The organism is Loigolactobacillus zhaoyuanensis, from assembly GCF_003946385.1.
Taxonomy (GTDB): Bacteria; Bacillota; Bacilli; order Lactobacillales; family Lactobacillaceae; genus Loigolactobacillus; species Loigolactobacillus zhaoyuanensis.
Genome location: NZ_RHOE01000027.1, coordinates 10,335 through 33,127, shown reverse-complemented (window position 1 = coordinate 33,127; position 22,793 = coordinate 10,335). Strand labels below are relative to the sequence as shown.

The 22,793-nt window shown below is 43.7% G+C and carries 18 protein-coding genes; 11 read left to right on the top strand and 7 right to left on the bottom strand.

The window, feature by feature from the left end:
* Window positions 1–189: 189 nt before the first annotated feature.
* From EKM76_RS07180 to EKM76_RS07170, 3 genes are all read right to left on the bottom strand, one after another.
* Window positions 190–2,934, bottom strand: coding sequence for a cation-translocating P-type ATPase (locus tag EKM76_RS07180; protein ID WP_125550011.1), 2,745 nt, complete (start codon window positions 2,932–2,934; stop codon window positions 190–192).
* A gap of 220 nt (window positions 2,935–3,154) precedes the next feature.
* Entirely contained in the window at window positions 3,155–3,616 is a 462-nt protein-coding gene (gene nrdI / locus EKM76_RS07175) for a class Ib ribonucleoside-diphosphate reductase assembly flavoprotein NrdI (protein ID WP_125550010.1), read from the bottom strand.
* Window positions 3,617–3,689: 73 nt separating this feature from the next.
* Window positions 3,690–4,883, bottom strand: coding sequence for an MFS transporter (locus EKM76_RS07170; RefSeq protein WP_125550009.1), 1,194 nt, complete (start codon window positions 4,881–4,883; stop codon window positions 3,690–3,692).
* A gap of 153 nt (window positions 4,884–5,036) precedes the next feature.
* Between EKM76_RS07170 and EKM76_RS07165 the strand changes: the two genes are divergently transcribed.
* Both EKM76_RS07165 and EKM76_RS07160 read left to right on the top strand, forming a co-directional pair.
* A complete protein-coding gene (locus EKM76_RS07165; RefSeq protein WP_125550008.1) occupies window positions 5,037–5,414 on the top strand; it encodes a winged helix-turn-helix transcriptional regulator in 378 nt (125 codons plus the stop codon).
* A gap of 109 nt (window positions 5,415–5,523) precedes the next feature.
* The gene (locus EKM76_RS07160; protein WP_125550007.1) at window positions 5,524–5,733 is read left to right on the top strand and encodes a DUF2187 domain-containing protein; all 210 of its coding nucleotides are present in this window, start codon (window positions 5,524–5,526) and stop codon (window positions 5,731–5,733) included.
* A gap of 745 nt (window positions 5,734–6,478) precedes the next feature.
* Here EKM76_RS07160 and EKM76_RS07155 read toward each other — a convergent pair.
* Both EKM76_RS07155 and EKM76_RS07150 read right to left on the bottom strand, forming a co-directional pair.
* On the bottom strand, window positions 6,479–7,141 hold the full coding sequence (locus EKM76_RS07155; protein ID WP_125550006.1) for a potassium channel family protein: 663 nt from the start codon (window positions 7,139–7,141) through the stop codon (window positions 6,479–6,481).
* A 75-nt stretch (window positions 7,142–7,216) separates the two neighbouring features.
* Complete coding sequence (locus EKM76_RS07150) at window positions 7,217–8,566, bottom strand: TrkH family potassium uptake protein (protein WP_125550005.1); 1,350 nt, start codon at window positions 8,564–8,566, stop codon at window positions 7,217–7,219.
* A 158-nt stretch (window positions 8,567–8,724) separates the two neighbouring features.
* Here EKM76_RS07150 and EKM76_RS07145 point away from each other — a divergent pair, with 158 nt between their 5' ends.
* The 4 genes from EKM76_RS07145 (at window position 8,725) to yidA (ending at window position 12,299) form a co-directional block, all read left to right on the top strand.
* Window positions 8,725–9,045: a hypothetical protein gene (locus EKM76_RS07145; RefSeq protein WP_125550004.1), complete on the top strand. Its 321-nt coding sequence runs from the start codon at window positions 8,725–8,727 to the stop codon at window positions 9,043–9,045.
* 193 nt (window positions 9,046–9,238) lie between these two features.
* Entirely contained in the window at window positions 9,239–10,696 is a 1,458-nt protein-coding gene (cls, locus tag EKM76_RS07140; protein WP_125550003.1) for a cardiolipin synthase, read from the top strand.
* Window positions 10,697–10,843: 147 nt separating this feature from the next.
* Complete coding sequence (locus EKM76_RS07135; protein WP_125550002.1) at window positions 10,844–11,479, top strand: histidine phosphatase family protein; 636 nt, start codon at window positions 10,844–10,846, stop codon at window positions 11,477–11,479.
* A 1-nt stretch (window position 11,480) separates the two neighbouring features.
* Window positions 11,481–12,299 (top strand): sugar-phosphatase, encoded by an 819-nt coding sequence (yidA, locus tag EKM76_RS07130; protein WP_125550001.1) that lies wholly within the window; start codon window positions 11,481–11,483, stop codon window positions 12,297–12,299.
* A 92-nt stretch (window positions 12,300–12,391) separates the two neighbouring features.
* Here the strand turns inward: yidA and EKM76_RS07125 are convergent, their stop codons facing one another.
* Window positions 12,392–13,264: a glycosyltransferase family 8 protein gene (locus tag EKM76_RS07125; protein WP_125550000.1), complete on the bottom strand. Its 873-nt coding sequence runs from the start codon at window positions 13,262–13,264 to the stop codon at window positions 12,392–12,394.
* 197 nt (window positions 13,265–13,461) lie between these two features.
* Between EKM76_RS07125 and EKM76_RS07120 the strand changes: the two genes are divergently transcribed.
* Entirely contained in the window at window positions 13,462–13,716 is a 255-nt protein-coding gene (locus EKM76_RS07120; protein ID WP_225417894.1) for a GlsB/YeaQ/YmgE family stress response membrane protein, read from the top strand.
* Window positions 13,717–13,951: 235 nt separating this feature from the next.
* Here the strand turns inward: EKM76_RS07120 and EKM76_RS07115 are convergent, their stop codons facing one another.
* A complete protein-coding gene (locus EKM76_RS07115; RefSeq protein ID WP_125549999.1) occupies window positions 13,952–16,267 on the bottom strand; it encodes a glycoside hydrolase family 31 protein in 2,316 nt (771 codons plus the stop codon).
* A gap of 453 nt (window positions 16,268–16,720) precedes the next feature.
* On the opposite strand from EKM76_RS07115, the gene EKM76_RS07110 reads away from it, so the two are divergent.
* Genes EKM76_RS07110 through cydC form a run of 4 tightly spaced genes read left to right on the top strand, consistent with a single transcriptional unit; the run spans window position 16,721 to window position 22,620 of the window.
* Window positions 16,721–18,157, top strand: coding sequence for a cytochrome ubiquinol oxidase subunit I (locus tag EKM76_RS07110; RefSeq protein ID WP_125549998.1), 1,437 nt, complete (start codon window positions 16,721–16,723; stop codon window positions 18,155–18,157).
* Complete coding sequence (cydB, locus tag EKM76_RS07105) at window positions 18,150–19,166, top strand: cytochrome d ubiquinol oxidase subunit II (RefSeq protein WP_125549997.1); 1,017 nt, start codon at window positions 18,150–18,152, stop codon at window positions 19,164–19,166. Before EKM76_RS07110 ends, cydB begins: the two co-directional genes overlap by 8 nt.
* Window positions 19,163–20,893, top strand: coding sequence for a thiol reductant ABC exporter subunit CydD (gene cydD / locus EKM76_RS07100; RefSeq protein ID WP_125549996.1), 1,731 nt, complete (start codon window positions 19,163–19,165; stop codon window positions 20,891–20,893). The genes cydB and cydD overlap by 4 nt, the downstream gene beginning before the upstream one ends.
* Window positions 20,890–22,620 (top strand): thiol reductant ABC exporter subunit CydC, encoded by a 1,731-nt coding sequence (gene cydC / locus EKM76_RS07095; protein ID WP_125549995.1) that lies wholly within the window; start codon window positions 20,890–20,892, stop codon window positions 22,618–22,620. Before cydD ends, cydC begins: the two co-directional genes overlap by 4 nt.
* Window positions 22,621–22,793 lie beyond the last annotated feature (173 nt).

Genomic DNA, 22,793 nt, shown 5'->3' with positions numbered 1-22,793 from the left:
TTGATCTGGTACTTTCTAGCAATCAATACAATCCCTAACGAAGAAGTGAGATAGTCTTGAACCACCTGCAGTTTAAACTGCTTAGTATATTTAGTCATAGTAAAACCCCCGGTATTGGATTCTGGTCCAATACCGGGGGTTCACTTCAGATAGCTAAAAAGCTAGTGGTCCGTTTTTGTTTTATTCTATTTAATTGACCGGGCGGCGTAACCAATATTTTCGGGTTTCCTCGATCAAAAGTAGTGGGAGCGGAATCGCCAATAAATATAACCATTCAGCACCGTGAAGTGGCGCAGTGTTAAAGATTAATTGTAACGTGGGCAGATACATTAGCGCTAGCAACAACAGAATTTCAAAAACAATACCGCCGATGATTTTGCGATTGCTGAATAAACCAATTTTGAACAGCGAAGAATATTGGGTGCGGCAGTTTAGTGCTGCGGCGATTTGGCAGAAAATAATCACGGCTAAAGTCATTGTCGTGGCTTGTTGGTAAACACCGCCACTAGCAGCTAGATTGATTTGCGGCCAATCGTTTGCATAGTTGACTAAGAAATAACCAATTGTGGACAACACTGCAGCAATTAAGCCATACCAGCCAAAGGCGGTCCATAAAATCCGGCGGTTCAGCAAATGTGCATTATGTTTCCGCGGTGGTTGTTCCATGATTCCTGGTTCGCTGCGCTCGGCACCTAAGCCTAGTGCTGGCAGCATGTCGGTGCCGAGATCAACGGTTAAAATTTGCATTACTGTTAGTGGCAATGGAATTAAGCCGCGACTAAATAGAAAAATAACGGATGGTGCTGCTTCTGGTAGATTACTGTTTAAAATATAAAGTAGAAATTTTTGAATATTACTGTACACAGTGCGGCCTTCTTCAATCGCAGCAACGATCGAGGCAAAGTTGTCATCAGTTAAAATCATATCCGCGGCGTCTTTGGCGACGTCAGTGCCAGTCATCCCCATCGCTACGCCAATATCAGCTTTTTTCAATGCTGGAGCGTCATTGACACCATCGCCAGTTGAGGCAACGACTTCACCCATGCTTTGTAGCATGGTGACAACACGATATTTTTGTTCAGGTGCGACACGGGCAAAAATCAGTTCAGAACTCAGCGCCGCTTTCAAGTCGGCATCGCTCATATTGGCCAACTCAGTGCCGGTGACTACGCGGGCTTGATCGCTAGTAATACCGATTTTGCAGGCGATACTTTTAGCCGTTAGGGCACTGTCACCAGTCACCATAATAATGCGGATGTTGGCTGCGTGACATTTAGCCACTGCCGCGTAAATTTCTAGCCGCGGAGGATCAGCCATAATAGTTAAACCGACAAATGTTAACCCTTGCTCAACCGCTGCTTGCGTCCAATTAGCTTGTGGGTTTAGTTCACGATAGGCCATAGCTAGCGAGCGTAAACCTGCAGCAGCATAGTGATCATTTGCTGCTAGAATATGGCGTCGATCTTGTTCAGTTAGATTACGGACTTGACCGTTATCCAAAATAGTGGTGCTAATGGCCAATAAGCCGTCCAATGCGCCTTTTATATAGGCAACTGGCTGGCCGTTGACTAGCTGGATCGTTGTCATCCGTTTACGCTCGGAGTCAAAAGGAAATTCTTGCTGGCGCGGTAGTTTGGTTTGTAGCGTTGATAAATCAAGCTGGGCTTTTTCAGCTAAAATAATTAGCGCCGCTTCAGTTGGTGTGCCTAGTATTTTAGCTTGTTCACCAACAGTTGCAGGGGCCTTAACGGTGGTGTTATTATTGAGGACACTAATTTGCAAGAGCAAATCAAGGTCATGCTTTTGGCCAAAAATGTATGGTTGCTGCCCAAGCATGATCTGGCCGTTATTAACATAGCCCTGACCGCTGACTACATAATCGCCGCTGGGCAGCCAAATATGGTTGATCGTCATTTGGTTTTGTGTCAAGGTGCCGGTTTTGTCGGAACAAATAACAGTCGTTTCACCTAAGGTCTCAACACTGGATAGATCCTTGACTAAAGCGTGCTTTTTGGCCATCCGTTGAACGCCTTGAGCTAAGGATAACGTGACGGTTGGCAGCAAACCTTCGGGAATAAAAGCGACGATCATACCCAATGCGAAAATAAATGACTTGGCAATTGGATAGTGAACAAAGAAGATCGCTAAAATAAAGAATAGAACGCCAATCGAAATCGCCAATAAGGAAATTTGCTGGGTTAAATGATTTAGCTCTTTTTGTAGTGGGCTTACATTTGGGCGCTGATTTTGGGTGAGCTGAGCAATTTGACCAAATTCAGTGTTCATCCCAGTGTTTAGCGCAATTGCTTGTGCGTTGCCACTGGCCGCTGTAGTACCCGCATAGACGATATTAGTTTCAGCAAATTTACCATCACCAGGATGATAAATAACCGATTTGGATTCAGGTACCGATTCACCAGTTAATGCTGATTCGTCAACTTGTAAGCCAGTAGCGCTGATCAGATAAGCGTCAGCGGAAATACTATTGCCTGCTTGAATAGTAAAAATATCACCAGGGACTAGATCGGCAGCATCGATCTGCTGTTGCTGGCCATCGCGCAATACTTGTGTATACGCCGGTAACATTTGACGCAACGAATTAGTGGCTTTTTGGGCAGCATGCTCTTGCCAGAAACTAAAAACACCATTGATTAGATTAACTGCCCAAATGGCGATCGCCAGCTCCAACATACCAGCAAATAAAGCGATGATCCCACTGATCCAGAGCAGGATCGCCATTAAGCTAGTGAAGTTTTTAATGAATAATTTAAATTGTGATTGGCGCTGACCACGCTGGATCGTATTATGACCATAGGTGGCCAAACGGACTTGCACTTCGTGACTACTTAAGCCTGCAGCACTTGTTTCAAATTGCTGATAGAGTTGTTTGATCGGTACTTGAGCATAATCACCGGCCGTTTTAAATTCTTTCATCGTCGCGCACTTCCTTAGCATAAATAAAGCATTTTTAATTCAACTACTTTCAATGTCATTATAGGTCTAATATAGGAAAAAACAACTAAAAAAAGCGTGTTCCTATTTAGGACCACGCTTAAATTATATTTAGAAATGACCGCTAAGCTAATTTCGACAACTAATTCGCTTAGTAGGGCTTAAGGTCTGAACTTTCTAGTCAATTCACTTCAAAGAAATGTTATTCTGCCGCGATTTTTTGTAAGGTGGCATAAATTCGTTTAACATCGGCGGGCATACCACGTAATTCATAATCACCGATAACCGGGAATCCGAAATCGTGAGCGTAACGCTTAGCCGTTAAACAATACTGTTCATTAAAGTTACGATTACCTGAGCCAACTACACCACGGCAATATTTGCGATTGGTATGATAAGCGATGTATTCGCCTAAAACATTGGTCAGTAATTCTTTGACACCGTTATCGATGCCGTTGCCACCATCTAAGTAAGTAGGGACAAAAGCAAAGTAAGGTGCAGTTTCATCCGCCAAAGGACTAGCTTCAGAAATTTCTTTTAACGTAATCAAAGGCTGTTCCGCGGCAATTTCGTGTTGTTGTTGCGCATATTCTTGCAAGTCTTCAACGAACGAGCGGGTATTACCAGAAATTGAAATATATAAAACATTGATTGGTGTCGGCATGTGAGCCACCTCTTTATTCATAGTATTTCTATGGTACCACAAAATATCGTAGTGCTAAAGGGTGGTTGCTACCTTATTTAGTAGATGCAGCAGCGGCTGTTGCTTGACGAAGCAACAGGCCAACAAGAATAATACTAGCACCCACCATAATCGCACCGAAGAGTGGTGTCGCAGTGAGACCAATTTTGGCAGTGACTTGACCCCCAATTAATGAGCCTAGCGCAATACCAATGTTGAATGCTGAAATATTTAGCGACGAGGCCAGCGTAATGTCATTTGGTGTGTAGCGCTCCGCTAAATTCACAATGTACAGCTGTAAACCAGGAACATTCATGAAGGCAAATAAACCCATGACCAAAACAGTCAGCAGTCCTAAATAGTGCATTTGCGCAGTGATCATCAAAACGAGTAAGGTGATTGCTAAGCCAATAAACATTCTGAGCAAGGCTTTTAATGGTTGTAAATTTGCCCAACGGCCGCCTAGGGTATTACCCAACGCAACCATCAGACCATAGATAACAAGGATGAGCACGACTGCCGATGTGGACCAACCCATTTGTGTCTCCAATAACGGGCTTAAAAAAGTATAGACGGTGAATGTGCCGCCGTACCCCAGTGCGGTGATCATTAAAGCTGTCAGTAGCCAAGGATTACGCAGAATTCGCCACAGGCCACGGGGATCAGTTTTTCCCGGTCGTGGTAAGTTATTAGGAATTAATATGGCGTTGGCAATCAAGCCGAGTACGCCAATTGCGCTAATGAATAGAAACGACATGTGCCATGACGCAATTTGACCGATAAAAGTTCCCAGCGGCACACCCGTTACGGTGGCAACGGTCAAGCCGGTAAACATAACAGCAATTGCAGAAGCACGTTTGGCTGGTGCGACTACATCGGCGGCAATTACAGAAGCTACCGACATGAATAACCCGTGGGCAAAAGCGGCCAGTACTCGGGCCATTAATAAAATCGCGAAAGTTGGCGCCAACGCTGCTAATAAATTACTGGCAATAAATAAAGTCATGATCGCGATCATTAATTGTTTACGATCAAAACGACCAGTGAGTAAAGTCAGCAATGGTGCGCCGATAGTGATCCCTAGTGCATAAATTGATACGGTCCAGCCGGCTTGGCTTAACGTAATACCGAAACTTTGGACTAGTAATGGCATTAGACCAACACTAATAAATTCAGTGGACCCAATTGCAAACGCGCTGATCGCCAATGCCAGTAATGTCCAAGTTGGTGAAATTTGTTTCTTCGTCACTTAAATACGCCTCCGTTTTTTTGTCTAACCTGATCTAAAGTGCTACAATTTACGATTATACGGTTAAGAATCAAAAAAACAATTACGCACTATTTTGTACCATAGGGACTAAAAAGTACCTATTAACAGATCACGTTTGTAACGGAGGCAATGATGGAAAAAACTTATAATATTGGTGTGGAAGCGACGATGGAAGTGATCGGTGGCAAATGGAAACCGATTATTTTATGCCATTTGCGTAACGGGGTGATGCGAACAGGTGAATTGCGACGGGCAATTCCTAAAATCACGCAAAAAATGTTGACCCAGCAATTGCGCGAGTTAGAGGCGGCCGCGATTATTTGCCGTACCGTCTATCAACAAGTTCCACCTAAAGTAGAATATTGTTTGACCGATTATGGCGAAAGTTTAGAAACTATTTTGCATCAACTCTGCGTTTGGGGTGAAGAAAATGTTGATCGACGGCGCGAACAAGGCGAGCAAGTAAATCTATTGCAGTGGGATGCTGCGCTTGAAAATAGGGATAAGTGATCGACTAATTAAAAACTTATTAAAGTAACTTGGATTTTACTTGCATTCCATGCAGGTAGCTGATAATATATGCGCTATATTATTAGCTACCCAAGATGGAGGAATCGACATGGATATTCAAATAGGCAACACTGTACGCTGCAAGGCTAACGGAAATATGGAAGCTGACTTTTCTGGTGTGGTCGAAAAGTTATATGAGAATTCTGCGTTAGTCGATATTATTGATTACGATGCCAAAACCGATAGCATGAACGTTCAAGACTTACAAAATAAAGCTGTGATCAGCTTAGGCAAGATGAAGTTAGTCGCTGCTAAATAAGAACAAAAGCGTAGTCCGAAAAGGGACTACGCTTTTTTAGAGTCGTAAGTTATAAAGTTACAGGGGAACAAGAGTCTGTGATTTTACTAGCGCTTACTTAAGTTTGGCTAAAAGTGGAGTTAGGTCAGCTTCCATTCCGGCGCTGGCGTATGGAACGCGTGCGACTTGAACTTGGCGGTTTCCGCCATAGTTCAATCGACAACGGGAAGCACGTTCTATTTTGCGAATATGTGCTAAATTCAATACTTGCTAAGCAGTGTGTGTAAGAACGAGCGACAGTGATACGCCAGCGCCTCCATTTCACCTTGGCAGTTTTAGAACACTATTTAATTAGTTAGTTTAATCGTCTTAGTTAGTTCAATTAGGATTGACGGACACTTAGCAGATTAGATGAAATCAAAACACCGGCAAAGCAGCCTCTCAACTGTTTGCCGGTGTTTTACGTTCTGATTATCACTAACTTTGCCACTTAAACAACCAATAATTGAACGTTCAATCATGGCCTGCTGGAATGGAGGCGCCAGTGGACAAGATGTGCCGATAGTTCTTGATGGCGGGTTGTGCCATTTAGAACTATGCGCGATTGGCGAGATCCATTTTCCCACCCGCTTTTGGGTTTGTCTGGGGAAAATTAGCTCGCCAACGCGCCCACTCGTTCCGTCCACTGGCGCCGGAATGGACGGAACTAGCTCCGCTTATACCCACCCGCCTAAGAAAAACTGGTGTAGTCCTTTTTGGATAACAATTAATTCATCATCCGGTCATTCAGTTCATCGACAGCTTGGGTCGATCCAACCACCGAAATTTCATCGTTGAGTTGGACGATATTATTGCCCGCCGGTGAAACGGTAACGTCATTACCGTGCTGAATAGCGATGACCGTCAAGCCGAATTGTTGATGAAAATTTAATTCAGTTAAGCTTTTACCAACAAATTCAGGACTACTGATTTTAATCTCAGCCATGGTGACATCGTCGTTGATCGCCAAGTAGTTTAAAATATTTGGCGAAAGTAAGTGGTGCGCCACTCGCTCGCCCATATCTCGTTCAGGATGGACAACTTGATCTGCACCGATCCGCGCCAAAACTCGTGCGTGGGTATTGTTTTCAGCCTTGGCGGTAATGTCGGGGACGCCTAGTTCTTTGACAATCAAGGTGACTAAAATATTGGCTTGAATGTTTTTACCAATTGCGACGATCACATGGTCAAATTTACCAATTTCCAGCGACCGCAGTGTGTCTTCATCTTGAGCGTTGGCGACGATTGCCTGGGTGGCAACATCAGCTAGCGCGTTGACGCGCTCTTCGCTGATATCGATTGCCAGCACGTCTTGATGCGCAGCTACTAACGAACGACAAATACTAGCGCCAAAGCGGCCTAAACCAATTACTGCAAAATTTTGCTTCATTATAAAGTAGTCTCCTTTAAAGAATGGCGTTGCTTAGCGTGGTGGCTGTTATCAATTCTAAGCTTCAGGATTATGTTAACCTAGCATGACATTTTCAGCTGGGTAGCGGTAGCCCTTTTGCGGATGACTAGCGTTAAGTACTGAAAACATGACGGTATAGATACCAACACGGCCAAGGAACATTAATAGCATGATGATGAATTTACCAATTGTGGTCAGCTTAGGTGTTAAACCCATAGTCATACCAGCAGTACTAAATGCCGAAATCACTTCAAAAATAACGTATTCTAGTCCATAATGTTTCGGGATCGTTTCGGTTGCAGTTAGGATCAAACCAGCAGTGATGATGATAACTAAGCTGATAAAGACTAGCATTAACGCACGTAAAATATTCTGATCGCTAAAACGGCGATGACCGAATTCTACATCGCGATTGCCGCGTAAAATGGCCCAACTTTGTAAGGTCAACAGGCCAAGGGTGGTCGTTTTGATCCCACCAGCCGTCGAGCCAGGGGTGCCACCAATGAACATGAGCACAATGGTTAGCAAAATTCCGGCAATTGATAGCTCACTGTAAGGGATGGTGGTGATGCCAGCCGTTCGCGGCGTGACCGTTAGGAAAAAGGTATTGACTAGCCGATTGACTACGTTGACGTGTGGCGCCATTACTGCCAAATTATTTTCAGTTAAAAGAAATAGAACAAACCCAACTAATAGTAAGATGCCGCTGGTATTAAGCGCTAATTTAGTGTGTAGTGATAGTCGTTTACGACGTTTGAATAGTAGTAGATCACGACAAACTAAAAAGCCTAACCCGCCGGCGATGATCAATGCGCTGGTCACTAGAATCAAGTAGACATCATTTGGTTGACTTTCCAGACTATTGCCAAATAAATCAAAGCCAGCATTACAAAAAGACGAGACGGAATGGAAAATACTCATAAAAAGACCGCGGCCTAAGCCATAGCGTGGATAAAAGTCGATAAATAACAGTGCGGCGCCTAAGCTCTGAATCGCTAGCGATAGGCCAATGACGTATTTCATGACGCTATTAACGTTGGCCAATTTTTCAAAGTTCAGTGATTCTTTTATTAACAGTCGTGTTGTCAAATCAACGCGCCGTTTTAACAAAACAAAAGGGAGTACACTGAACGTCATAAAGCCTAAGCCACCAATTTCGATCAAAAGTAAAATAATACTTTGACCGAACAATGACCAGTGGGCAGCAGTATTGACTGTGGTTAGCCCGGTAATGCAAATGGCTGAAGTGGCTGTGAAAATAGCATCAATAAATGGTGTAGTGTGATGCGCTCGGGTGGCAAGCGGCAACATTAACAAGAGTCCACCCAAAACGATCAGGACTAAAAAGCCCAAGGTTAAAATTTTAGGTAAAGGCATTCGCCGCTGTGTTCCTGGAATCTGCATGTTGCACCGCCTGTTCGTCATTAAAGGTCAATTTAAGCCCTACTTGCTATTATGCCATAATTAATTGACCAACGATAGCTACATTCCTGCCAAAAAGAACTATACTAGAAGTGTAAATTAATGGGCTTGCCACCCAATAAAAAATAGGAAGCGATAAAATGGCAGCAGCAAATGTAGCAGAAAAAGTAGCAAAAATTGATTCAGCTTTAGTAGATCAAGCAGTTAAATTGATCAAGCAACAAGGGTACGTGACACGCAAGGATTTCGCTGATCTACAAAACGACGATTGGGCTAAACAGTTCACCACCCAAATTAGTGACGCCTTTCATGCGGCCGATGAGGCGCCGTACATTTATTATGAACGGTTTGACTTCACCGACCATGAAATCACCGGAATTATTTTCGATATGGATCAACTAAAAACGCGCGTTGCCGCAGGACAAAAACTCGGTGAGGTACTTGCTTTAAAATCATTTTAAAATCAAGTTCGCCACTATAAATTAAATGTAAAAGACGAGATAGCAATAGTCTCGTCTTTTTATATTGATTTATAAGGGGGCTGTCGATAATTAGCCCTTATAAACAATGATCTGAATAAGTGAAATAGTTCGGTTTCAGAGGGGAATAGCGTATAATGAATGACATTGAATAACAACAACGGAGGGATCTTAGATGGGTTGGGTACAGATTATTGCTGATGGGGTGGTTGTGTTAAACACATTTTTCGCCATTCTCACCGTTTTTCGTCAGCATCGCGATATTTCGACAACCTGGGCCTGGCTATTAGTCCTCGTGCTATTGCCAGTGGTTGGTTTTCTATTGTATATCTTTTTAGGCCGCGGTATGGGCCGTGAGAAGCTGTTTACTATTGAACATCAGGATCGGACTGGGTTGCAAGAAATGATCGCTATGCAGCAACATGATGATGTTGAGTTTGATACGCCGTTGTCAGAGAAGGTCACCGCTAATGCGAGCAGCATGGTCCGCTTATTTGAAACCAACGATAATGCGCCACTAACTAAACGGAATCAGGTTGAAATTTTTACCGAAGGCTCTAAAAAATTTGCGGCCTTATTTGCTGATATTCGGCGTGCACAGCAAAGTATTCATATTGAATATTACACGATCTATAGCGATAAAATTGGTCAAGAATTATTAAGCTTACTAGAAGAGAAAGCAGCACAGGGCGTAGAAGTCCGCGTTTTATATGATGCTTTTGGTTCGCACGGCACCACGCAAAAATGGTTCCATCATTTAGAAACATTAGGTGGGCAAGCGGCAACTTTTATCACCTCACATAGCTCGATCACCAAAACACGCTTGAATTATCATTGTCATCGTAAGATTGTGGTGATTGATGGGAAGATCGGTTATACCGGCGGCTTCAATGTTGGAGATCAATATCTTGGCCGGATGCCGAAATTTGGCTATTGGCGCGATACGCATTTACGAATCGTGGGTAACGGTGTGTTGGCGCTACAAACGCGGTTTGTTATGGATTGGAATGTCTCGGTAAATGCTGCCAAACACATGCGCTATCAATTAAAATACTTTCCTAAGCCAGTGAAAACAAAAGAGGCGACCACGGCGTTACAAATTGTGACTTCGGGACCAACTTCTGATCGTGAACAGATCAAGGCTGGTTACATTAAAATGATCTCAATGGCCAAGAAAAGTATCTGGCTACAATCACCGTATTTAGTGCCGGACGAAAGTGTGCTTTCCGCACTCACGATTGCCGCGCAATCAGGGATCGATGTGCGGATCATGATTCCGCACATGCCAGATCATCCGTTTATTTATCGAGCAACGCAGTATTATGCGCAGATTTTATTTGCGGCGGGAGTCAAAATCTACATTTATGAAAAAGGTTTTTTACACGCAAAAACTGCAATTATGGATGGTAAAGTTTCCAGTGTTGGTTCTGCTAACCAAGATATTCGTAGTTACAAGCTAAATTTCGAGGTCAATGCTTTTATGTATGATATTAAGATCGCCAAACAACTTAGCCGAATTTTCACTTTGGATATGGGTCATTGTCGCCTGTTGACCCAAGAAGAAATTGACCGGCAATCCTATTGGTTAACGATCAAACAACGTTTCTCACGCTTGTTATCACCGATTTTGTAAAGCCGCTGTTGGCGGTTTTTTTATTGCGCACTTTTATGCTCAATGCGACGGTTTACAAAGAAACGGCCAGCTAATTACCGGTGCAGTTTGCAGCGCTGCTGGGGCAATGATACTATTTAAGTAAATCGATTTGATGAGGTGGAAGGAATGACCGAGTTTTATTTTATTCGCCACGGCGTGACCGCGCTAAACCAACAGCACCGATTTTCTGGCAGCGGCGTTGATATCCCTTTGGCGCCAGAAGGAGTGGCCGGTGCACGGCAGGCAGGCAAGTTTTTAGAAACGGTTGAGTTTGCCCACGCCTATACGTCACCATTGCAGCGGGCACAAGCAACCTTGGCTAATGTATTAGCAGTTAACCAGATGGAAGTGCCAACGACTATTTTGGCTGATTTACGCGAAATTAATTTAGGGGACTGGGAAGGCGACGTTTTAGCCGATCATCAGGATGAAGTGCAATGCCAATATTATTTTAAGCAGCCGCAGCGTTTTGATGCTATGGTGGTGCACGCTGAAAGTTACACGGATGTGGAAAAACGTGGCCGGCGAGCATTGTTACAGATTTTTCAAGAAAACCCACAGGGGAATGTGCTGATCGCTAGTCATGGTGTTTTTTTGATGACCGTATTACAGCGCATCTTAGGCGTGCCATTAACTGAAATTCGGCGGCACGGCGTACTGGATAATACTAGTGTGACTCAATTGAGTAGTGCTGATGGACAGCGCTTTACTAAGCAATTGTGGAACGAAACTGGTTTTTTACAAGCAACTAAAGGAGCCTAAAATGATAAAAATTATTGCAATTGATATCGATAAAACTTTACTAACATCGGCAAATGAGTTGGCGCCGGCGACGATCAAAGCCATTAATGCCGCAACAGCTCAGGGTATTAAGGTCGTTTTATGTACTGGTCGGCCTTTGATTGGGGTCACAGATTTTTTGAAACAGCTAGGCTTAGCTGATCAAGCGGCAGAATATGTGATCACATTTAATGGGGCGTCGGTTCAAACTACTGCAGGAACGATTTTAGCAGAAGAAGCGCTGGATTATGCTGATTATATTGAGTTAGAGGCTTTGGCGCGGCGCTTAAATCTGCACTTTCAAATTGAGAACGACGAACATTTGTATACAGCTAACCGCGATCTCGGCGAATATACGATCTATGAATCTTTTTTGGTCAAGATCCCAGTTTCGTACCGCACACCAGAAGAAATGCGTGACGTGTTGATGCCTAAGGGAATGTATATTGATGCGCCGGAGTTATTAGATAAGGCCTGGCAAAATGTCGCTGCATTTGCACCATACCAGCAGCGTTTTAATTTCATGCGCAGTTCACCATTTTTCCTAGAAGTTACGAAAAAGAGTGTTAACAAAGGTAGCGCGTTGGCCAAATTGGCGGAGCAATTAGGCTTAACGGCCGCTAATGTGATGGCAATTGGTGACCAAGGTAATGATCTAAGCATGATCGAATATGCTGGAACTGGTGTGGCTATGGGCAACGCTATTGATAGTGTTAAAAAAGCAGCGCAGCATGTGACTAGTGACAATGATCACGACGGCGTCGCTGCAGCCATTGAAAAACTGGCTTTAAATGCGGAGTGAATTTAGTTTTATGCTATAGACGATGTTCGTTTTAACCGCAGTTATTACTTTTATAGTAACAAAAATGATCATCAAATTTTGATGATCATTTTTTACGCTTTTTTAGCGGCACGGTGGGCAGTTTGATTAACGGCTTTAAGTTTTAATTTTTGTACAAGTGGTTGATAAGCGTTAAACGCCGCCGCGGCCGAATGATGATCGGCCTGATTCCACGGTTTACGGTAGCCGGAATAGTGCAACAATACTGGTGCTTGGCGGGCAGCTTCATTCCGGCGTTCCTCTGCCGGCTGGCGATGTTGTTGTTCGCGCCAAATCAAGCGTGATTGGACGTTATATTTAGGGTGCAGCACGAACCAACGATCAGCTAGAATTGCATTAAGCGCATCTTGGTCATGGTAACGTAGTTGATCGGGATGCGCCGCGATAAATGCTTTGACCTGTTGTGAAATCTTTTGTTGGCGCCAATGGGCAACGTCGATCAGCATTAAACCAGAATTGAAATAGCGGCGTTTTTGATGGGGCACGTTCATTTTGTCTAGCCGTGCTTCAACATAACCAGCATCCTCAACCGCACCAATAATGTTGCCGTGAAGATCTTGACGCCATAACGGTCGCAGATCACCGCGACAAATCATATCGCAATCCAAATAAAGCAGGCGCGATTCATTAGATAATGTTTCTGGTAGATCGATACGATAATACGCCGCCTGAATGATTCGCTGACTGGTGGCTGCTTTACGGTAAGCCTGTGGATCAACGCGTAAAAAGGTGATTTTTTTACAATTTGTATATTGCTGACATAATGTATTTAAATATCGATGGTCGAGTGGTTCCAATGCGTCATCGATGATAAAGAATTCGAAATCAACTGCTGAATTTTGCTCTAAAATCGATACATATAGCGTCATCAATGGAGTACAAAATTTATGGTTAGCAGTTGCAGCAATTTTGATCAATTCCGGCATTGAATTTTCCTCCTTATAGAAGCTTGATATCGCCCAGAATAGAATAACTATAGCCTAATTATTCCAGCAACTATATTTAAAAACAAATAATATGCATACGCTATTAGTTATATAAAATGGGTATATTTATTGCCGTTGATCAGCGTGACCAAGTATGCTGAAGTTAATGACTGAACTAGTTGAGGAAGCGGGGATGAATGATGTTTAATTTAATTTGGTTGCTGGTGATCGGTGTTGCGATTGGCGGTCTAGCCGGAGCCATTAGTAATCCTGATTCACTGTTAGGTTTATTGAGCGATATTGCTGCTGGCCTGATTGGTGCTTGGATCGGTGAGACACTGTTTGGCGATTGGGGGCCGCAAATTGCTGAATTAGCACTGTTACCAGCAATTTGCGGCGCAATTATTGGTGTCACGATCAGTGCATGGGTGTTCACACGAAGAAAAAGGTAAACCACAACTAAACGAGACTCTTTCTGAAGTTTGGCTAAAAAGAAGTGACAAACTTAGTGATAATTAGAATATGAAAATGCCGGTAAACCAGTTGGATAACTGGCTTACCGGCATTTTTGAGCTTATATAATCTACTTAATTAGTATAGTAATCTAACGCTGCTGGCATCGGAATGGAAGCTCGCTAACTTTGTCTTAGCCGAACTTAAGCGAGAACGTTTGGGTTGCAGTCTTTTTTACAGTAGATAGACGATTTCATAAAGGAAAGTGGCTAAATCCTGATCGGTCAGTGTGTTGAGGAAACTGATAAATTGGATTTTCGTATCGGCAGCAAGGAATTTCCGCCAAATCAATTCCTTGATATCGAAATTAATTTGTGCGCGACGTAATTTATCGAAGAGACGCTCCACAATTTGATCACGTTGTGGCGCCAGTTCCATTTTACTGAAATTTGCGCCAAAATCAGCACAACTATTTTGGACAAAAATCAGTCGGTTATCGTTGGCGGTGACGCATTTTTGAATTGCAGGATCGACCTGGGTTTCAAATGGCGTCACGCCAATAAAATTCAGTTGGAAAATTCTTTTTTCTGGCACAATATCACCTGGATCCTCAACTTTGATCGTAAAGCGGCGATGTTGCCAATCCCAGTTGAAGGTGGTGATGGCGGTTAGGTCGTCCTGATGCTCATACATTTTATATTCGTGATTGGCGCCAGGATAGATCTTCACAGCCAGCGTTTTTGGCAATGGCATCACGTCATCCAGTGGGTGCGGATTTAGCGGCACGATCCCACCAGCACGAACAAAGACAGGATAGCGATGATTATCGCGGTACACATTTAACGTCACATTACCTTCATAACGTAATCCGGTAAAGAAATCAAACCATTGACCTTCTGGGAACCAAACAGTTACTTTCGATTGATCTAGGCGGTCGATCTTTGGTTTAACGATTGGCGCGACGAGTAATTCCGAGCCAAACATAGCTTGATTACGTAATTCATACGCAGCGGGTTCATCATGATCGTAATACATCGGTCGTACCAGTGGGATGCCAAACGTGTGGGTCTCGTAATTGGCGGAATCAAGGTACGGTACTAGCTCATGACGCAGCCGTAGAAATTTGCGCATGATGCCGGCAATTTCTTGGTTATAATTCTGTGGTTCTTTACCACCAAACGAGTTACCACTGGAATGCAGGCGCATGATTGGACTGAAAACGCCAAATTGCAGCCAGCGCAGCGCAAGTTCATCATCACGAACGCCATGCATATGACCACCAATATCGTGACTCCACCAAGTGTAGCCAATGTTGGTGGCTGAAGCAGTGAAATGCGGTTGGAACGCCAGTGAATTCCAAGTGACAATGGTGTCGCCGGAGAAACCAACCGGGTAACGATGACTGCCTAATCCAGCGTAGCGCGAAAGAATCAAACCTTCACCATGGCGTTCGCGACTATCTTTGAAGTGATAGTGATTTAGCAACCATAACGGATCAATCTGTTGTTCGGTAAAGTTGGTGCCTTGTTGCCAGTCGATCCACCAAAAGTCGACGCCCATTTTTTCCAATGGGTGGTGGACATCAGTAAAATAACTTTCACGAAAAGTGTCGTCGTGTAAATTAAATAATGCTGGTTCTTCAGCAGTGGTATCTAACTGAAGTCGCTTAGCTACAGCGGGATATGAATCTTCAAACGCACGGATACCATCGGCGGGATGCAAATTCAAGGTGACTTTTTTACCATGTTCGTGTAGCCATTTAAGCAAGCTTTCTGGCTGTGGAAACAGTTTGCGGTTCCAAGTATAGCCGGTCCAACCACTGCCGAAACGGTGGGGGACACGGGTTAAATGCCAGTCAATGTCTAGGACGGCAATTGAAAATGGAACGCCATCGCGCTCGAAATCCTGAAATAGTTGTTGATATTCAGCTTGGGTGTAAGCGTGATAACGACTCCACCAGTTACCTAAGGCGTAGCGCGGCAGTAGTGGTGGGAAACCAGTTAAGCGGTAGTAGTCGCGTAAGCAGCCAAAAAAGTCGTGTCCATAAGCAAGATAGTACCAATCTGCTCCGGCAGCGGTGCGCGGACGCAACAAATCGTCTTCGATAATGAAGGAGTGCGAATCGTCAATAACTGAATAGCCATTGCGGCTCATCAAGCCTTCTTCCAGCGGAACGGCACCATCAGCATTGTCCAAAGTACGGACAGTACCTTTCAATGTTGCTACCGGCTGGCCAAAATTCCAGCGATTATTATAGGAAGAATAGCCGTACTTAGTGTCAATATAAAGTGAGTCGGCAGTCAGCGGACCACCTTCATAATATAAATGGAAGTAATCAGTGACGATTTCTAGTTCATGCTGATTGCGCTGATGAAAAACATCAAATTCTGGATCGCCGAGATCACGATTTTGAACGATTTGAGTTAAATGATCCTCAAAGTGATCATTCGCACTGTATTCTAAGCGCACCATCCGCGATGTTAGCACTGTAAGACGATAATGCTCTCCAGTAATAATATTATGCGGCTGGCCTAGTTGTTGGTTGGTCACGATAAAATTCCTCCAGTCAGGCATGTCTTAGATTGTCCTACATATTTCCACCATAAAGCGAAGCCGACCTTTAACGCAAGAAATGTGCATAACGTAACTTAGCGGCACGGACACTAACGGCAGCGTAGCACCGAGTTGATCCACAACATAAACGAAATAAAGCAAATTTTGTAAATTTTCTATTGCAATATTGATTTGCCGCTATGAGACTATAAGTTTATAATGTAAGTGGATACATTTGTGACTTTTGCAAATGACTAACCTTATTTGTGAAGTAGAGCCATGTTTCTTGCGGTGACCGAAATGGTCTGAGTTGAGGAAACGCAGTTGCGGACTTTGCAACTACGCTCCTATAACTTTGGACAAGAATGTCATCGCCCGTAACATCAGAAGTCATTTGTGATTTTTACAAATGACAAACCTTATTTGTGAAGTAGAAAGGTGGTTGGGAAAATGTTAGTGCTCGGGGTCAGTATGTTGTCATTGGCACGGTTTCAATTTGCTATGACGACAATTTTTCATTTCTTTTTCGTTCCTTTTTCAATTGGTATGGCGTTGCTTACAGCTATTATGGAAACACTTTATGTGCTTAAACGTGACGATGACTACAAAAAGATGGCGCAATTTTGGGGTAAAATCTTTTTGCTTAGTTTTGCTGTTGGGGTCGTGACCGGATTAATTCAAGAATTTCAGTTCGGAATGAATTGGTCTGATTATTCTCGTTTCATGGGTGATATTTTTGGCGCACCATTAGCAATCGAAGCATTGTTAGCTTTCTTTATGGAATCAGTTTTTATCGGTCTATGGATGTTTACTTGGGATCGTTTCAAGCCGGGGATCCACGTGCTATTTATTTGGTTAGTCATGTTAGGTTCCAGTGTTTCAGCGTTATGGATTTTAACCGCCAATAGTTTCATGCAAAACCCAGTAGCTTATCGGATCGCGAATGGGCGTGCCGAAATGGCTAGTTTCACCGGCTTATTGAAAAATCCACAGCTGTGGGTTGAATTTCCCCATGTTGTTTTTGGGGCTTTCACGACAGCAGCATTTGCCCTAGCTGGTATGTCGGCTTGGCGTTTGCTGAAAAACAAGAATCGAACTTTCTACCATAAATCCTTGCGCGTCGGCTTATGGGTCGGTTTGATTTTTGCAGTTTTAACGGTGGCAGTTGGTGATCTACAAACTCAACGCGTGGTCCAAGATCAACCAATGAAGTTTGCAGCGACTGAAGGTATCTATAAGGATACCGGCGATCCAGCATCCTGGTCGGTCGTTCAAGGCTTTGATACGAAAAATAAAAAAGCAACTTGGAGTATCGAAGTGCCGAAAATGCTGAGTTTATTGACTTATCATAAGACCTCTGGCTCAGTTAAAGGGATGGATACGATCAATAAGGAGCTCCACGCTAAATATGATGGTAAATTTGGTTCGGACATGAATTATTACGTTCCACCGAAAACCTTATTCTGGAGTTTCCGAATCATGGCTGGTAGTGGCGCTTTCTTCGTTCTAATTGCTGTACTTGGTTTGTGGTTCAGCCGAGCAAAGAAAAATACGTTGCAAAACCAACGCTGGTTACTTTATGTGTTAGGTTTCAGTTTATGGTTACCATTTATTGCGAATACTTGTGGCTGGCTGATCACCGAACTGGGTCGTTTTCCGTGGATCGTTTATGGACTGTACACGGTTGCCGATGCAGTTTCGCCAAGTGTAACCGCTGGTGATCTATGGTTCTCCAACATTACCTACTTCTTGATTTTTACGTTGCTAGGTGGCATGATGATCTACTTCTCGCATCGGACGTTGGTAGCTGGTCCAGATGCTTTGGACGCTAACGCAGACAGTGTTACCGTCGATCCATTATCAAAGGGGGCCTTCAGTCATGAGTAGCTTACAATTATTATGGTTCTTTCTGATCGGCTTGTTATTTTCAGTCTTTTTCTTCTTAGAAGGTTTTGATTATGGTGTCGGTATGTCATTACGCGTGATTGCGCGTAATGAACGTGAACGTGGCGAATTAATGCAGGCGATCGGCCCACATTGGGATGGCAACGAAGTTTGGTTGATCACAGCTGGTGGTGCAATGTTTGCTTCGTTTCCATATTGGTACGCCAGCTTATTTTCCGGCTTCTACATTATTTTATTCTTGACGCTATTTTCACTGATTCTACGCGGGGTGTCCTTTGAATTTCGCGCCCATTCAGAATCGGCGGCTGGTCGTAAATTATGGGGCTGGACCCTATCCATCGGTAGTCTCGGGGCCCCATTTTTACTAGGTATGATGTTCACTGATTTAGTTAAAGGGATGCCGCTGGACGCTAACGGCAATATTATGGGTGGTTTCAGCGATTACGTTAACCTATTCTCAATTGTTGGCGGTGTCGCCGTGACGCTACTTTGCTTACTTCACGGCTTGAATTTTATTCGGTTAAAATTAACCGGGGACCTAAGGCAACGAGCGCAAGCAGTGACTAAAGTACTGTACCCAGTATTATTTGTCGGCCTAGTTGCTTTTGCTGGTTTGTTGATGTGGCAAACAGATTTCTTCACTGAACGACCAATTTCCAGCTGGATTTTGTTGGTATTGATCGTCTTGCTAAGTGTAGTGGCAACGTACGGTGCTTATCGAAATAAAGAAGTACTGTCGTTTATTGCCAGTGGTGCGACCTTGATCGGTGTGGTGGCACTGTTATTCAATGGATTATTCCCACGGGTCATGGTCGGAAATGATCCACTGCACAGTATTTTGATCAGTCAGGCATCATCAACTAGTTATACACTAGGGGTGATGACGATTGTTGCAGCGATTTTCGTACCGATCGTGCTCGCCTATACAATTTGGAGTTACTTCGTTTTCAATCAACGTGTCCGCACGAAAAAAGTGGTGAGTGATAAATGATCGATAAGCGCCTGTTACGCTTATCTGGAACTAAAAAAGTATTACTAATGCTTGCAGGATTAACGATCCTGCAAGCTTTTATGATATTGTTCCAAGGTAAGTATTTAGCCCAGGCAATCGTCAATTCCTGGCGGTTAAAAGCATTGGCTTGGCTTTATTTGCCAATGCTTTTCTTTTTTATGGCGTTACTGGGCCGTCATTTGTTAAATTGGCTGAAAAGCCATTTGTTAGATCGCTATGCCAGCAAGGCTAGCGCTGAATTACGTCAGCAATTATTAGCAAAATTATTTCGTTTAGGCCCAAGCTTAGTGGCTAAACAAGGTACTGGTAATATGGTCACAATGGCGCTGGATGGTATTGATGAAGTCGAAAATTATTTGTCTTTGATATTGAATAAAATACTGAACATGATGATCATTCCGTGGATTTTGCTAGTTTATATTTTTACATTAGATGTGCGTTCCGGCTGGCTCCTACTAGTGGTTGTGCCGATCGTGATTTTATTTATGATCATTCTTGGTTTTGCGGCGCGGGATAAGGCTGATAAGCAGTATGCCGGTTACCAGCAGCTGGCGAATCATTTTGTCGATGCTCTACGGGGCTTGGCAACTTTGAAATTATTAGGTATCAGCGATAAATACGCGGACAATGTCTATCAAGTCAGTGAATCTTACCGCAAGCAAACGATGAGTGTGCTGCGAATTGCAGTGCTCTCGACGTTTGCGCTGGACTTTTTCACCACACTATCGATCGCAGTAGTGGCTGTTTTTCTTGGCTTAGCCTTATTAAATGGGCAAATGGTGTTGTTCCCAGCGTTAGCTACATTGATTTTAGCGCCAGAATTTTTTATGCCGTTACGCGACTTTTCCAGCGACTATCACGCGACACTTAATGGAAAAAATGCCATGCAGGCAGTGTTCACAATTTTGGCTTTACCACAGCCAGAACAACGGCAATTATTGACTGCGGCACCAACTTGGACAGCTGATAGTAGCTTGGATTTCACCGGCGTTAACGTCAGCTATCCAGGAAGTAATGAAGCTGACTTAGCCGATATTTCCTTTAGCGTTCACGGTTATCATAAAATTGGCGTGATCGGTGAGTCTGGCTCGGGTAAATCGACTTTGATCAATACATTAGGCGGCTTTCTACAACCGCAGCAAGGTGAAATTAAGGTCAATGGACAAGTGGTACCACATTTAAGTCAAGCACAGTGGCAACAGAATTTTGTTTACTTACCGCAAAAACCATACTTGTTTCACGCTACCATTGCGGATAATATTGCTTTTTATCAGCCAGATGCAACGACTGCAGCAATCGAGCAGGCGGCAGTACAAGCTGGTTTAAGTACCTGGATAGCAACCTTGCCAGCGGGTTTGGCAACGATGATCGGTGAAGGTGCTCGTGGCGTCAGTGGTGGTCAAGGACAACGAATCGCGTTAGCGCGTGCTTTTCTTGATCCACAGCGGCGGATCTTGCTGTTGGATGAGCCAACTGCCCATTTGGATATTGAAACGGAAGCGGCACTAAAAGAAACGATGATGCCTTTGTTTGCTGATCGGTTAGTCTTTTTTGCCACCCATCGCTTACATTGGATGCAGCAAATGGACTATGTCTTTGTGATCCAACAGGGTCGCTTAGTCGAGCAGGGGACACCGGCGCAGTTACAAGCACAAAATGGGGCGTACGTTAGTTTGATGACGCAGATGCGAGGTGAGACACTATGAAGCAGTTGAAGCACGATACGTGGGTCAAACCTTATTTGGCTAAATATAAAGGCCTGTTGATCCTAATTTTAGGCTTAGGCCTGTTGACCTTTATTTGCGGTGGTGCCTTGATGTTTACCTCAGGTTATTTAATTAGTAAAGCGGCCACTAAGCCGGAGAATATTTTGCTGATCTATGTGCCAGTGGTTTTGGTGCGTGCCTTTGGTATCGGTCGGCCAGCATTCCGTTATATTGAGCGCTTGACCAGCCATAATTGGGTGTTGAAAGTCACTTCAGATCTGCGCAAACGTTTGTATCAAACGTTGGCCAAGGATGCGGCATTTTTCCAGCAGCATTTTAAAACCGGTGATATTCTAGGGATTCTTGCTGATGATCTAGGTCATTTGCAGAATTTATATTTACGAACGATTTTCCCTACATTGATCAGTTGGTTGTTGTATGTAGTGATCGTGATCGCACTAGGCTTCTTCAGTTGGTTCTTTGCGCTAGCGATTGCGTTGCTGTTGGCAGTGATCGTTATTTTACTACCATTAGTTTCTGTGGCGGTGCTAGGGGCACGAGTTGAGCGACATAAACAGTTGCAGCATGACTTATACACTGATATGACTGACGATGTGCTAGGGTTATCTGATTGGGTCGTTTCCGGTCGTCAAACTGATTTTCTGGCGCGCCCTCAACCAACATTAAAAGCAGCGCGGAAAAATATATTAGCAACGCGGCGTTTTGAATGGGCGCGCGACTTTCTGATTCAATTTGTGTTTGGTATTGCCATATTAGTGTTGATGGTGTGGACTAATCAGCAATTTACCGGCAATCAAAGTATTGCTAATTGGATCGCGGCGTTTGTATTATGTTTATTTCCTCTGGTCGATGCGTTTGCCCCGGTCAGTCAAGGTGTTGAAGAGTGGCCGTTGTATATGGCGTCAGTGGCGCGGCTGAATAATTTGCAGCCGACGGTACGCGAATTGCCGCAACAGCAAAAATTAACTCAGCCAGTGGCAACATTAGATTTTCAGCAAGTTGATTTTAAATATACGGCAGAACAAGCACCGATTTTACAGCAATTTAATTTACACATTCAAGCCGGAGAAAAAGTGGCTATTTTAGGCCCTAGTGGTGCTGGTAAAACAACGCTACTGAATTTATTGTTGGGTGAGTTAACGCCGCAAGCTGGCCAAGTGACGCTTAATCAAGTGCCATTAGCCGCTTTACAGCAACAACGGGCACAATTGATCGGCATGTTGGATCAGAAGCCGTTTTTATTTAATACAACGGTGCTGAATAATATTCGTTTAGGTAATTTGCAGGCAACGGATGCGGAGATCATGGCAGCATTGACCGCAGTCGAATTAGGGCCATTGATGCAACGTTTACCTGCAGGTGCCAATACGTTAGTTGAAGAAGCAGGGGCGCGTTTTTCTGGTGGTGAACAACAACGGTTAGCGTTAGCACGTATTCTGATTCAGGATGCGCCGGTTATTTTACTAGATGAACCGACTGTTGGACTTGATCCGATTACGGAAAAAGCACTACTTAACACAATTTTCAATGTGTTGGCGGATAAAACGGTGATCTGGGTCACTCATCATTTGCAGGGCATCGAGCATGCTGATCAGGTGATTTTCCTGGAACATGGTCAAATTGCAATGCAAGGGACACCGCATGAACTATATCAGACCAATGAACGTTTCCAGAAGTTGTATCAGTTGGATCAAGGCTTGGTGTAAGCAGCTTGATCGGTTAAATATATTTTAAAAAATTTGCTAGTTCTTTTTAACTAAGGTAGTATAAATGTGCCGCAAAAGACTGTCTTTTGCGGCACTCTGTGTTTGCAAAAAATAGACAGTTTTGAATGATCAAAATATTTTTTTGATACTCTTTAATAAGGTAGGTGCGGCTG